Source organism: Providencia sp. Marseille-Q8014, from assembly GCF_965112055.1.
On record NZ_CBCOPT010000001.1, the window covers coordinates 1,752,854 to 1,767,196 of the forward strand.

Here is a 14,343-nt window from a genome sequence, read left to right on the forward strand (position 1 = left end):
TTACGACATTGCATTGCTTGAGGTTTAATTTTACTGCTAGGTATCGTTTAAGCAATCTTTTTCCTGCTCAATTTTTTTCTTACTTTTGAAAAGCTGTGTCAGCGGTGTACGTAGCTGTTGGGCAAGCATGACACCCAATAACACAATTCCACCGCCAATCAGATGGTAGCTCTTCAGTTCTTCACCGAGGGCAAAGATGGCAATAATAGCTGTAAATACAGGGGCTAAGTTCATAAAAATTGAGGTTGTATTTGCCCCTAAACGCATCACACCTTGGATCCATAATGCTGGTGCAAGAATAGAAGCGGCAATTCCTGCAAAAGCAACTAGGCCGATATTATGACGATTCAAGGTCACGTCGTCGGCTAATAAAAAGTTTGGTATCAACAAAATAACACCAAAGAAAACCTGAACGTAAAGTGAATCCCAGCTCGATAATTGAATCGCCCAACGTTTAGTCAATACGCCATAGAGCGCATAGGCAGCGGAGGCGATGAGCATTAATAATTCACCAGTACCTAAACCTTGAGAAAAGAGAGCGGCTGGGTTGCCTTGGCTGACTAACCAAGTAAGGCCAGCGAGTGATAATAAAGTACCGATAAAAATCCCAACCGTTGGAATAACACGGAGTACAAAAATACTAATTACCACGGTAAGTAATGGGATCAGGGAATTCATAATCCCCATAAAGGTCGCACTGACAGTATGAGCCGCATAATACGCTAAGCTTTGATAGAGCATCATACCAAGGGCGCCTAAAATCGCTAATTGCCACCAATGCTTTTTCACGGTTTTCCAGTTTCGTAGCACTGAACGTAAGACAAAGGGGGTCATGACAAGCAGCGCCAACGCCCAACGGTAAAAGGATATTGCGGCAGGATCGATAGCAGTTGCCGCGGCTTTATTCACTATCGCATTCATTGACCAAAGTAAAACCGCAATCAGCGGAAATAATAAATTTTTCATTAACAGCTTCTCCCTAATGAGTGGTGCTAGTATACCTTTGTCAGATTTTTTATATATACTGATAACCAGACATTCGATAACGGTTTTCAGACAACATCTATGCAACAAATGCAAAAATCACCAACAAGGCTTATTAGTGAGTGCAATATTATTGAGCCTTCCTTTATTGCCTTACGCCATGAACAAATAGATACGCAGAGTGAATATAAATCTCACGCTCATCCGTTTGGTCAATTGTTATATGTGGTATGTGGGATCATGGAGATGGAGATTGAAGGAAAACACTATCTTGCCCCACCCGAATTTTGTGTGTGGATCCCTGCTAATACGCAACACGCAAGTTTTAATAAACAGAGTGTGAAATTTCGCATTATCGATTTTGCACAACGTTTCAGTGAGAAACTGTCATCGCGTGCTTGTGTTATCAAGTTAAGCCCCATTTTTCAAACGATTATGAGTGACCTTTATCAGAGAGGCGTGGTTGAACCTCAAACGGATGAAGATATTCGTTTAGCAAGTGTATTAATTGATCAGTTTTCGATTTCGCCATGCCAAGAAACGTATCTTCCTATCACAAAAGATAAATTTTTATCTCCAATCTTAGATGCTTTACAAAAAGATCCGGCAGATAACTCAACATTGGCGGATTGGGCTAAACGCAGTTATACCTCAGAACGCACATTATCACGTCGATGTCAGCAAGAGTTGGGGATGTCATTTAGTGAATGGCGGCAGCGGTTACGCTATTTACATGCGGTATCTGCACTAGAGCAAGGTAAAAGCGTGCATGAAGTCGCACTGGATGTTGGCTACAGCTCGGCTTCGGCATTTATTGCGATGTTTCAACAAATATCAGGAGTGACACCAGACCGTTTTCGAGCCAAAGATGAATGAAACACAAGTAATCGTTCATAGGCAATAGACTCGGAACGTGGCAAAATACGCGGTCATAAAATGAAACAACCATAAAATAATTTGTTCGTTGAGAATGGTACGAATAAAGATATTGGGGCTAATTAAGTGAAAATTTTGGTTGATGAGAACATGCCATATGCTCAGCAGTTGTTTAGTAAGCTGGGTGAGGTTAAAGCTGTACCGGGTCGTCCAGTACCTGAAGCGGAATTGCTGGACGCGGATGCATTAATGGTTCGTTCGATTACAAAAGTGAATCGTGCGTTATTGAATGAAACGCCAGTAAAATTTGTTGGTACTGCCACGGCCGGTTTCGACCATGTCGACACGGCATGGCTTAATGAAGCCAATATCGCATTTTCGTCAGCACCGGGCTGTAATGCGATTGCGGTTGTGGAATATGTTTTTTCGGCACTGCTGATGTTAGCTGAGCGTGATCATTTTGATTTACGTGACAAAACGGTAGGAATTATTGGGGTCGGAAATGTTGGAGGTCGCCTAGCTCAGCGATTATCGGCTTGGGGGGTCAAAACACTATTGTGTGATCCTCCCCGCGCGAGAAGTGGAGACACAGGAGACTTTTTACCTTTAGAAACCGTGTTGAATGAAGCAGATGTACTGACATTCCACACACCGCTGAATATGGATGGCGCCGATAAGACATACCATTTAATGGAGGCTCAGCGTTTATCTCATTTACGTGACGGCACCATTTTAATTAATGCTAGCCGTGGTGAAGTAGTTGATAATCAAGCCTTATTAGCTTTGTTAAAGCAAGGCAAAAAAATAAGTGTCGTGTTAGATGTATGGGAGCCTGAACCTAATCTGGATACAGAATTATTGCAGTGGGTTGACATCGGCACACCGCATATTGCCGGCTATACTCTTGAAGGTAAAGCCCGCGGTACCACGCAAGTCTATGAAGCTTATTGCCAATTTTTGGGGCAGCCGGATAGTATTGCACTGGCGTCGCTACTACCTATTCCTGAAATGAGTGCTATCACTTTTCAGGGTAAATTAACGCAAAGCCAACTCAAAAGGTTGGTGCATCTGGTGTATGATGTGCGTCGTGATGACGCAGCATTACGTGAAGTCGCCGCAATACCTGGTGAATTTGACAAGCTACGAAAACACTACCAAGAACGTCGTGAATGGTCATCTTTGACAGTCAGTTGTGATGATCCACAAACGGTATCTCAATTAACCGCACTGGGTTTTAATGCACATTTGATTAAGTGATCTTCTTAAATATTACGAGAAAGGGGTATATTGCCTTTCATTTAATACGTATGGATGATTTCATTTAATAGTTATATTTTTTGGAGAAACAGCAATGACTGAAGGTTGGAATATTGCGTTATTAGGCGCCACCGGTGCTGTTGGTGAAGCTATTTTAGCACTATTACAAGAACGCGAATTTCCTGTTGGCGAATTACATCTGTTAGCGAGCGAACGAACGGCTGGGGAGAGCATTCGTTTTAATAGTAAAAGCTACAGGGTGCAAGATGCTGCCGATTTTGATTGGTCACAAGCTCAAATTGCTTTCTTTGTTGCTGGGGAAGAAGCGAGTTTGCGATATGCAGAGCTTGCTGCACAAGAAGGCTGTATTGTGATTGATGCGAGTGGTGTATTTGCACTTGAGCCAGATGTGCCGTTAGTGGTTCCCGGCGTCAATCCACATGTTCTTGCGGATTATCGCAACCGAAATATTATTTCGTTAGCAGATAGCTATGTCAGTCAATTATTAAGTGCGATCAAACCATTGATTGAGGCCGCAGGCCTTGGACGTATCACGTTAACTAACATGCTGTCTGTTTCTTCTTATGGTAAAGCGGCGGTGGATGAGTTGGCGGGACAAAGTGCACGTTTGTTAAATGGTATCCCAGCGGAAGAGGGGCGATTTAATAAACAATTAGCATTTAATATGCTGCCAATGCTGGCGGATACCGCAGGGAGTGTGCAACAAGAGCGCCGTTTGGTCGATCAAGTACGTAAAATTTTGCAAGATGAAGGGATCCCTGTTGCGGTGAGCTTTATCCAGTCTCCTGTATTCTATGGAAATGCACAGGTGGTATATCTGGAGACATTACGTCCGGTAGGTGTTGAAGAAGCTCAAGATGAACTTGAACGTTTTGAGGATATTCAGGTCTCAGAGGAGGGGGATTACCCGACTCAGGTGACTGAAGCTTCTGGTAATCATTACTTAAGCATTGGCTGTATCCGTAACGATTATGGTATGCCTGAAATTTTACAGTTTTGGTCTGTTGCCGATAATGTACGCTTTGGTGGTGCATTAATGGCCGTTGAAACCGCTGAAAAGCTGGCTCAGGAGCTGTTTTACTGATGTCAGATTCAACGCAGTTGTCTCGTATTGCATTAGGCATCGAATACAATGGCAGTCGTTATTATGGGTGGCAACGTCAACAAGAGGTAAAGAGCGTTCAAGGTTGCCTTGAAGAAGCGTTATCGAAAGTGGCGAACCATCCTATTCATGTATTTTGTGCAGGCCGTACAGATGCAGGTGTGCATGCAACGGGGCAAGTGGTGCATTTTGATTCACCTGTCATTCGCAAAGAAGCTGCTTGGACAATGGGGGTAAATACCCATTTGCCAGAGGATATTGCGGTTCGTTGGTGTCAGCCTGTTGATGACGAATTTCATGCAAGGTTTAGCGCGACGGCACGCCGCTACCGTTATGTGATTTTCAATCATCGTTATCGTCCTGCCATTTTATCGAGTGGAGTCACGCATTTTCACTATCCACTTGATGAAAAAAGAATGCATGAAGCGGCACAAGCTCTACTGGGAGAAAATGATTTTACGTCCTTTAGAGCAGTGCAGTGCCAATCACGAACCCCTTGGCGTAACGTGATGCATGTGCAAGTGACTCGCCACGGCAATTATGTTGTGGTGGATATTAAAGCAAATGCTTTTGTGCACCATATGGTCAGAAATATTGTGGGAAGTTTGCTGGAGATTGGTTGCGGAAATCAGGATATTAACTGGATGGCTGAATTGCTAGAACTTAAAGACAGAACAAAAGCCGCAGCAACTGCGAAGGCTGATGGTTTGTATTTAGTTGCAGTGGATTATCCTGAAAAATTTGCCTTGCCTCAAAATACCATGGGGCCGGTTTTCTTAGCAGACGAACTGATGTAAATCTAATTTTATACATAGCACGGATGCTATTCATAATGAGGGTTTTTATGGAGTTTATCAGTTTTATAATCGATTTTATTTTGCATATCGATGTCCATCTCGCAGAGTTAGTTGCTGAATATGGAACTTGGGTATACGGTATCTTATTTCTGATCTTATTTTGTGAAACGGGGTTAGTGGTAACACCATTCTTGCCTGGGGATTCACTACTCTTTGTCGCGGGGGCAATTTCTGCACTCGATAGCAACGATTTAAATGTTCATTTAATGGTCGCATTAATGATTACAGCAGCGATTATTGGTGATGCGGTTAATTACACGATTGGACGAATTTTCGGCGAAAAATTGTTTAAGAACCCTGATTCGAAAATTTTCCGACGTGTTTATTTAGAAAAAACACATGCTTTTTATGAAAAGCATGGTGGTAAAGCCATTATTTTAGCGCGCTTTGTGCCTATTGTTCGAACGTTTGCACCATTTGTTGCGGGAATGGGAAAAATGTCTTATCGTCATTTTGCCTTTTATAATGTGACAGGTGCGTTATTATGGGTATTATCATTCACTTATGCAGGTTATCTGTTTGGTGACTTACCCTTCGTACAACAGAATTTGAAATTATTGATAGTGGCTATTATCTTTATCTCAATTCTTCCGGGGGTGATTGAAGTGATTCGTCATCGCCGTAAAGCGGCAAAAGAAAAACGTGTAACTGCACAAAAAAATGGTAATCCATAACGGATTAAAAAGTTTTTATCCACAGTGAAGTTTCATTGTGGTTTAATGGCACAAAATAACATACTGGCGTTTTACCTGAAGGAATTGAGTAATCTTTACGACAGTTACCCTGACGGAATAGCCAGAAATCAATCAGACGAAAAGGTCCATTAATGAGCTGGATTGAAAAAATATTAAAAAAAGGTAACTTGACCCAATCAAACAAAGTCAACATCCCAGAGGGTGTTTGGACTAAATGTGATAGCTGTGGGCAAGTCCTGTATGGGGCGGAACTCGAGCGTAATCTACAAGTGTGCCCTAAATGCGATCATCACATGCGTATTCATGCACGCCAGCGTCTTGAAACCTTCCTCGATGAAAATTCGACCACAGAATTAGGTAGTGAACTTGAACCAAAAGACGTTCTTAAGTTCCGTGATTCAAAAAAATATAAAGATAGGCTGTCGGCGGCTCAAAAAGAGACCGGTGAAAAAGATGCTATCGTTGTGATGAAAGGAACGTTAAAAGATATGCCAATCGTTGCGGCTGCTTTTGAATTTTCCTTTATGGGTGGATCTATGGCTTCCGTTGTAGGTGCACGTTTTGTTCGTGCCGTTGAACAAGCCCTAGAAGATAATTGCCCATTAGTTTGTTTTTCATCGAGTGGCGGTGCGCGTATGCAAGAAGCACTGTTATCACTGATGCAAATGGCAAAAACCAGCGCCGCTTTAGCCAAAATGCAAGAGCGTGGTTTGCCTTATATTTCAGTGTTAACTGACCCGACTATGGGCGGTGTTTCAGCCAGTTTAGCGATGCTTGGTGATATCAATGTCGCAGAACCTAAAGCGCTGATTGGTTTTGCCGGCCCGCGTGTCATTGAACAGACTGTTCGTGAGAAATTGCCTCAAGGCTTCCAACGTAGTGAATTCTTGTTAGAGAAAGGGGCGATCGACATGATTGTTCGTCGTCCTGAAATGCGTGACACATTAGCAGATGTGCTCGCTATGTTAACCAACAAACCAAGCTTTAACACCTCTGACGTTTCTTTGGTCGTTGAAGAAAAGGATGTGAAAATCGATATCGTTAATGACGATGTTGTCATCGATGCTCCTGAGCAAGTAAAGGACTCTGCTAAGCATAAAAAAGATGATGAATAATCCATTTTCAATACCTAATGCCGAGTCTCCATTGGAGGCTTGGCTTTCTTATCAAGAAAACTTGCACAGTCAAAATATCGATATGGGGCTGGAGCGAGTTGGAAAAATCGCTCGTAAAATGGCATTAACGCAACCAGCACCCCGCGTTATCACCGTCACCGGTACCAACGGAAAAGGAACGACTTGCCATACGCTTGAATCTATCTTGATGGCAGCAGGCCTGAAAGTTGGGGTCTACAGTTCACCACATCTTGTTCGCTATACTGAGAGGGTACGTATTCAAGGTGCAGAGCTGTCGGAGGCTGATTTTTGCCGCGCATTTGCAGATATTGAAGCCGCCCGAGGCGATACCTCAATAACTTACTTCGAATACGGCACGTTAGCTGCTCTGAAACTATTTAAACAGGCTGCTTTAGATGTTGTGATTTTGGAAGTGGGTTTAGGTGGGCGATTAGATGCAACGAATGTTGTGGATGCAGACGTAACCGCAATCACCAGTATTGCTCTTGACCACACGGATTGGCTGGGATCAGACCGAGAACATATTGGTCATGAAAAAGCCGGTATCTTTCGTGGTGGCCGTTATGGCGTGGTTGGCGAACCGGATATGCCTCAATCTATCGGTGAATATGCGGATAAAATAGGAACTCTTCTGTTTCGTCGCGGCAAAGACTGGTCCTTCGAACAGCAAAATAACAGCTGGTCATGGCACAGTCATCAATGCCAGTGGTCGAATTTACCTGTGCCTAATGTACCGCTAGCGAATGCAGCAACGGCATTAGGGGTTATCTGCTGCTTGAAAGAGATTGATCGCACACTGGCCGATAAAATGACCGACCAAGCAATACATGAAGGGTTGAAATCAGCACAGCTGCCTGGGCGTTTTCAGATAATTAATGAAAAACCCTTGATGATTTTGGATGTTGCACACAACCCGCATGCGGCAGGTTATCTGGTTACGCGTTTAGCACAGTTACCCACCGTGCAAGGGCGTAGGGTGAGAGCGGTCGTCGGTATGCTTGGCGATAAAGATATTCAAGGCACATTAGCGTGTTTATCTGAGCAAGTGACAGATTGGTATGTGGCACCGCTGACGGAGTTTCGTGGAGCCCCTGCATCACAGTTGAGCCAGTATCTTGAATCTCCACAGGTGTTTGATTCTGTTGATGATGCATGGGCGAAAGCTTGTCTTGATGCGACGGATGAGGATGTCATTATTGTTTGTGGTTCGTTTCATACTGTCGCACATGTGATGATGTTGTTAGAAAAAGCAAAAGGATAGAGTCAGTGGCAAGTAAATTTCAGAATCGTCTTGTCGGTGCCATTGTATTAGTGGCGGCGGGGATCATTGTATTACCGGCGTTACTGGATGGTGATAAGAAATATAATGAAAATGAATTTGCGGCCATTCCTATTATACCGAAACCGGGTGATGAGCAGGATATTGAAGCCATTGCACCACTGACACAAAATGCCGCATCTGGAGAAGCATCGGAAGCGATGTTGTCAGAAGCGCTGTCTGAGCAAAGGCAGGAGCAACAACAAAGTCAATCAGCTTCCACAGCTCAAGACGTGCCGGCTATTCCTGCTGAGCAGCCAATAAAGGTGGAGCCAAAGCCTGAGCCGAAACCAACGCCGAAACCTGAAGTTAAACCAGAACCTAAGCCAAAACCGGAGCCTAAACCTGAAGTTCAGGCACCACCTGAAGTTCAGGCACCGCAAGGCAAAGCGTTTGTGGTACAACTGGGTGCGTTGAAAAATTCTGCAAAAGTGGAGGAAATTGTCGCTAAATTAAGATTGTCAGGATATCAGGTTTATACGGTACCTTCTCGACCTGTTAATGGGCAATTGACACGGATCTTTGTTGGACCAGAAGCATCAAGGCAGCGTTTAGAAAGTGCTTTACCTGAATTGAGGTCAATAACCGGTTTACAAGGTGAGATTAGGGCTTTTAAACCATGATGCTTAAATAGGAATATCATAAAAAGCTTGAGCTTTTAATCAATTACAGCGGCGAAGAAGAATTTTTCTTTTCGCTGTTGGTTTTTTTAAATTGTATGTAAATTGGTTACGCAAACGTTTTCGTTTTCTGTTAGAATGCACTCCAGCCACTGCCGTGGGTGCGAATTTTGGAATAAGATATGGTCTGGTTAGATTACGCAATTATTGCCATCATTGGCTTCTCGGCACTGGTAAGCCTGATCCGTGGGTTTGTTCGAGAGGCGTTATCGCTGGTTACATGGGGCTGTGCATTTTTTGTTGCGAGTACTTTTTATCCTTATTTGGCGGAATATTTTACACGCTTTGAGGATGTACTCGTGAGAAATGGCATCGCTATCGCTGCCTTGTTTATTGCTACATTAATTGTCGGGGCAGTAGTTAACTATGTAATTAGTTCTCTAGTTCAAAAAACTGGCTTATCGGGTACAGATCGTGTTCTGGGGATCTGCTTCGGAGCGTTGCGTGGGGTATTGATTGTATCGGCATTACTCTTTTTTCTCGATACTTTTACACCTTTACCTCAAAGTGAGGATTGGCAACGTTCAGAACTTATTCCGCAGTTCAGTCATATAATCAGGTGGTTTTTTGACTACCTGCAAAATGCGTCAAGTTTCCTACCGGAGAATATTTCTCCGTCTGGCTGATGAGGAAAGACTAAATGTGCGGTATTGTCGGTATCGCCGGTGTAACACCGGTCAACCAATCAATTTATGATGCTTTAACGGTGTTACAGCACCGTGGGCAAGATGCAGCAGGGATTGCTACCATTGATGGCAAAAATAATATTCGTTTACGTAAAGCGAATGGCCTCGTAAAAGATGTTTTTGAAACGCGGCATATGCTTCGACTACAAGGTTGTATGGGTATTGGTCATGTACGTTATCCAACCGCAGGAAGCTCGAGCGCATCGGAAGCACAGCCCTTCTATGTGAACTCGCCTTTTGGTATCACCCTTGCTCATAATGGTAATCTGACAAATGCGCATGAACTTACGCGCCGTTTATTTGAAACCGCTCGTCGCCATGTTAACACCACCTCAGATTCTGAGATCCTATTGAATATCTTGGCTTATGAATTGGATCGCTTCGATCATTTTCCATTGGAGCCAGATAATGTTTTCACTGCGGTTGCAGAGATGCATAAAAGATTACGTGGGGCATACGCTTGTGTTGCACTGATTATTGGCCATGGAATGTTAGCGTTTCGTGACCCTTATGGTATCCGCCCATTGGTCTTAGGACGTCGCGTATTAGAAAATGGCGCGCAAGAGTACATGGTTGCTTCAGAAAGTGTTGCTCTTGATACGTTAGGCTTTGAATTCTTACGTGATGTAGCACCTGGTGAAGCGGTTTATGTGACAGAACAAGGGCAGTTGTATACGCGCCAATGTGCAGAAAACCCTCAATTAACCCCCTGCTTATTTGAGTATGTCTACTTTGCTCGCCCAGATTCATTTATCGATAAAATATCGGTTTATAATGCTAGGTTACGCATGGGGCAAAAGCTTGGCGCGAAAATTGCGCGTGAGTGGGAAGATTTGCAAATTGATGTCGTCATCCCAATTCCTGAAACATCTTGTGATATTGCCTTAGAAATCGCTCATATCCTAGATAAGCCATACCGCCAAGGTTTTGTGAAAAACCGTTATGTTGGTCGTACTTTTATCATGCCAGGTCAGCAAGAGCGCCGTAAATCAGTTCGTCGTAAACTGAATGCAAATCGTGCTGAATTTCGTGATAAAAACGTATTATTAGTTGATGACTCAATCGTTCGTGGTACGACTTCCGAGCAAATTGTTGAACTCGCACGTGAGGCGGGGGCAAAAAATGTTTATTTTGCCTCTGCGGCGCCAGAAGTTCGTTTCCCAAATGTGTATGGTATTGATATGCCAAATGCAAATGAGTTAATTGCTCATGGTCGTGAAGTTGATGAGATCCGTAAATTAATTGGTGCTGATGGGTTAATTTTCCAAGATCTTAGCGACCTTATTGCTGCTGTTCGTGAAGAAAATCCGGAAATCAATGAATTTGAATGTTCAGTGTTTGATGGTATTTATGTCACAAAAGATATCGATCAAAGCTACTTAGATTATCTTGAGAATCTACGTAAAGATGACGAGTTAAAAATTAAAGATCAAAACGAAATTGAAAATTTAGAAATTTACAACGAAGGTTAATTATTTCTAGGTTAATAAGAAACCAGCCGATTGTATTATGGCTGGTTTTTTTTATGAGAAAAATCATAGTGTCAACATTTGGTCAGTGGTATTACCCGTGTTTAAATAACTCAGTAAACAACATGAATAAACAAAGGCAGTGCCATGTTCTCATTCATAAATGCCAGCGAGAAATCTGCTGAACACCATTTAGCTTGTGCCTTCTGTTTCAACGGGTCGGTAATGATCCTCCAAGGGTGAATTGATACACGGCTTGCCTAAGGGGAACGGCCTGACGCGAAAGCGATGCTCAAAGGTCAAGAGGCTAGCTGTATGTAGAGGCACAGTGCAAGAAAAACATAAATACTCCCCGTATTGCCTGCTACAGAAGCGAGAATCATTCCCTCTAATAAAGTCGAGGAGGGAATATAATGGCAATGAGTGATGGAGCTACTTAAACCAATGATTAAGCCCCTTAAATCAGCTCAAGAGTATGACGATAATGGGAAGCCATCCTTGATAAATAGCGGACTCAACAGATGCACCACTGGGCTGTAATGCTATAAACATTAATAACCGATCAGTCAAAGTCAGAATATTAAATCAAAAGAAAAGACATTGGCTTCCGAAGGATGGAGTGATGAATATGGTTGTTCGCGTGAAAAATAATGTGTTGTTGCAACCGATAAGTTAATCACGATTAAGATTTCCAGTTATATCCGATGGAGGCTTTGGCGAGATGGGGTATTTTAATCGAATTACTTATGTGTTTAAGGAACTCTTCATGACGGATTTAACCGCCTTACCAGATGTATTAAAACCTTTTTTAGCTAACATTACCGCGACAAAAAAGCCGACATTGGATATGTCTTTAACGTCAGTCGAGAATCCCATTTTATGGGAAAGTCGTATCGGCGGAGTACCTTATTTGCCTGTAGGAACAGATTTTCCCGTTGATAGTCATGGCGTTCCTCTAAAGCTGTTAGCGCAAATCAACTTTGCACAAATACCTCCACTTGAACACTACCCAAAAACAGGGCTGTTGCAGTTTTTTATTGGTGGTGATGACTTGTATGGTGCAGACTTTGATGATCTACAAGCTCAAAAAGATTTTCGCGTTATCTATTGGGAAAATATCATTGAAGACGCTTCACAACTGCAACAAGACTTTTCTGCAATTGAATCGGCTTATAACGATGAGTATTACTCTCCGATTGAAGGGCAATTTAGTATCGAATTTACGCCATCTACGCAATATATAAGTTCGGAAGATTTTCAGTTTGGCCGCAAAGTGTTAGGTGTTGATAATCTATATGATTATGAAGAGCAGTTTGCAGGTGAAGATTTTTACGATGAATGGTTAGAGCCATATAATGAATACTTTGGCTCTAACGGCCATCGCCTTGGGGGTTACCCATTTTTTACTCAAACTGACCCAAGGGAATATCGTGAAGAAATTCAAGATTATGTCCTATTACTGCAAATAGACAGTGATTATGAGACCGGCATTCTGTGGGGAGATATCGGTGTCGGTAACTTCTTTATTCATCCGGATGATTTAAAAAATAAAGATTTCAGTAAAGTGGTATATAACTGGGATTGTGGTTGATAGATTTAGAGGCTTTTCGTTGCGATAATTGCTACTATTAGCATGGATAAACATGAATCGTACGGGGAGCAGGATGAAGAAGCTAATCATTGGATTGACAGGGGCAAGTGGTGCAATTTATGGCGTTAGGCTATTAGAGGTGCTAAAACCTGTTAAAAATGTGGAAACACATTTAGTGATGAGTGCTGCTGCCCGCCAAACATTATCACTAGAAACTCGCTATACAGTCAAAGAGGTTCAACAACTGGCTGACCATAATTACGATAGCCGCGATATTGCCGCGGCGATTTCATCGGGCTCTTTTCGTACAGCAGGTATGGTGATTATGCCATGTACCATGAAAACACTTTCAGGTATTGTTCATAGCTATACTGATACGCTAGTGACACGAGCTGCCGATGTCGTATTAAAAGAAGGTAAAAAGTTAGTATTAGGCGTTCGTGAAACGCCGTTACATTTAGGGCATTTACGACTACTGGTTCAAGCTGCTGAAATGGGGGCGGTGATCATGCCTCCAATGCCCGCTTTTTATCATCAACCGCAAACGATTCTTGATATTGTAGACCAAACGGTTAATCGCATTCTTGATCAATTTGATATTGAATTAGAACAAGAGCTCTTTACCCGTTGGCAAGGCGCAAAATAATCACTAAAGCTTATTGAGGTTGATATTTCATCAATAAGCTTCATTATCATGTTGAGCGATGATGCTAGGTGATAGGCTTATTTATAGCATCATTAAATTCATATTGTTCAAGTTTATTTATAGTGATTTTTCGATAATTTTGGAATGATTTTGGGGACTTTTTTTAGATATTCGTGATATTCCTTACCTAAGGTTTCTTTTAAATCAATTTCTTCTAGATAAATACCCCAAAAAATATAAATCGTCATGCCGATATTAAATAGTAATCGTCCACTCGTCATATCTGGCGTGAACCAAAAGGCGATTAAAAAGCCAGTCATCATAGGATGGCGTGTTAATTTATAAAACCCTCTCATTTGAAATGGGATGTGGGTATATGCTTTATTTTTCCATTGTAACCATGATTGGCGTAAGCCATATAAATCAGTATGACTGACCATAAAGGTTGAAGCAATACAGATTATCCAGCCTAGGCCTCCGATAATATTTAATAGGATTGCGCCCATGCTATGACTAGGTAGCTGCCATAATTTTCCTGGAAGAGGCTGCCAATATATGGCTAACAAAATCAGAACGACACCCGAAACAAACACATAAGTATTACGTTCAATGGCAGGTGAGCAAGGGTAACGTTGTTTGAATTTTAATCTGGCGGGTATGGAGTGCGATAAAGCAAATAATATCATTAAACCAATATTTATTAACCAAGGCATAATACCTGATATACTGTCATTACTCATCATATTATGAATGCCAATATTTGTTAACAATAGAAATAAAAAGCCAATGCCAATTAAAAATAAGAGATAGCTGACAACACTGTAAATTAAAATAAGTAATCTTTTCATATCAATTACCACCCGTGTAGTTAGGTAATAGTTCAATGTTCAAAAATATATATAGACGAATATTAAAAAAATAAAAGGTATATGGCTGATAATCACAAGGATTAATTAATAAGGTGATTGTTTTATTTATTTATTGTTTTTATGAGATTTTAGACTTGTTTAATCCTACGGCGTAAG

At 42.0% G+C, this 14,343-nt stretch carries 14 protein-coding genes; 12 read left to right on the top strand and 2 right to left on the bottom strand.

The features are described from left to right. Positions 1-36: 36 nt before the first annotated feature. Positions 37-966 carry a DMT family transporter gene (locus ACWPW6_RS07630; protein ID WP_154624020.1) on the bottom strand — a complete coding sequence of 310 codons (930 nt, stop codon included), beginning with the start codon at positions 964-966 and terminating at the stop codon, positions 37-39. 99 nt (positions 967-1,065) lie between these two features. Between ACWPW6_RS07630 and ACWPW6_RS07635 the strand changes: the two genes are divergently transcribed. From ACWPW6_RS07635 to ACWPW6_RS07690, 12 genes are all read left to right on the top strand, one after another. Then, positions 1,066-1,860, top strand: a complete 795-nt coding sequence (locus ACWPW6_RS07635; RefSeq protein WP_154624021.1) for an AraC family transcriptional regulator — start codon at positions 1,066-1,068, stop codon at positions 1,858-1,860. 126 nt (positions 1,861-1,986) lie between these two features. Next, positions 1,987-3,117: a 4-phosphoerythronate dehydrogenase PdxB gene (gene pdxB, locus ACWPW6_RS07640; protein WP_247046786.1), complete on the top strand. Its 1,131-nt coding sequence runs from the start codon at positions 1,987-1,989 to the stop codon at positions 3,115-3,117. 94 nt (positions 3,118-3,211) lie between these two features. Then, complete coding sequence (locus ACWPW6_RS07645; RefSeq protein WP_154624022.1) at positions 3,212-4,222, top strand: aspartate-semialdehyde dehydrogenase; 1,011 nt, start codon at positions 3,212-3,214, stop codon at positions 4,220-4,222. Continuing rightward, entirely contained in the window at positions 4,222-5,037 is an 816-nt protein-coding gene (gene truA, locus ACWPW6_RS07650; protein ID WP_154624023.1) for a tRNA pseudouridine(38-40) synthase TruA, read from the top strand. Before ACWPW6_RS07645 ends, truA begins: the two co-directional genes overlap by 1 nt. A gap of 47 nt (positions 5,038-5,084) precedes the next feature. Next, complete coding sequence (locus ACWPW6_RS07655; protein ID WP_154624024.1) at positions 5,085-5,771, top strand: DedA family protein; 687 nt, start codon at positions 5,085-5,087, stop codon at positions 5,769-5,771. 152 nt (positions 5,772-5,923) lie between these two features. Then, on the top strand, positions 5,924-6,907 hold the full coding sequence (gene accD / locus ACWPW6_RS07660; RefSeq protein ID WP_154624025.1) for an acetyl-CoA carboxylase, carboxyltransferase subunit beta: 984 nt from the start codon (positions 5,924-5,926) through the stop codon (positions 6,905-6,907). Then, positions 6,900-8,189: a bifunctional tetrahydrofolate synthase/dihydrofolate synthase gene (gene folC, locus ACWPW6_RS07665; protein WP_250000493.1), complete on the top strand. Its 1,290-nt coding sequence runs from the start codon at positions 6,900-6,902 to the stop codon at positions 8,187-8,189. Before accD ends, folC begins: the two co-directional genes overlap by 8 nt. Before the next feature lie 5 nt (positions 8,190-8,194). Beyond that, positions 8,195-8,869: a cell division protein DedD gene (gene dedD, locus ACWPW6_RS07670; RefSeq protein WP_250000340.1), complete on the top strand. Its 675-nt coding sequence runs from the start codon at positions 8,195-8,197 to the stop codon at positions 8,867-8,869. Positions 8,870-9,048: 179 nt separating this feature from the next. After that, positions 9,049-9,552, top strand: a complete 504-nt coding sequence (gene cvpA, locus ACWPW6_RS07675; RefSeq protein ID WP_154624027.1) for a colicin V production protein — start codon at positions 9,049-9,051, stop codon at positions 9,550-9,552. Between the two features lie 14 nt (positions 9,553-9,566). Next, positions 9,567-11,084, top strand: a complete 1,518-nt coding sequence (gene purF / locus ACWPW6_RS07680) for an amidophosphoribosyltransferase (RefSeq protein ID WP_154635736.1) — start codon at positions 9,567-9,569, stop codon at positions 11,082-11,084. Between the two features lie 763 nt (positions 11,085-11,847). Next, positions 11,848-12,672, top strand: coding sequence for a YwqG family protein (locus tag ACWPW6_RS07685; protein ID WP_250000342.1), 825 nt, complete (start codon positions 11,848-11,850; stop codon positions 12,670-12,672). Between the two features lie 73 nt (positions 12,673-12,745). Next, positions 12,746-13,318, top strand: a complete 573-nt coding sequence (locus ACWPW6_RS07690; protein ID WP_154623566.1) for a UbiX family flavin prenyltransferase — start codon at positions 12,746-12,748, stop codon at positions 13,316-13,318. A gap of 113 nt (positions 13,319-13,431) precedes the next feature. On the opposite strand, the gene ACWPW6_RS07695 is transcribed toward ACWPW6_RS07690, so the two are convergent. Continuing rightward, positions 13,432-14,166, bottom strand: coding sequence for a methyltransferase family protein (locus ACWPW6_RS07695; RefSeq protein ID WP_163861118.1), 735 nt, complete (start codon positions 14,164-14,166; stop codon positions 13,432-13,434). Between the last annotated feature and the right edge of the window lie 177 nt (positions 14,167-14,343).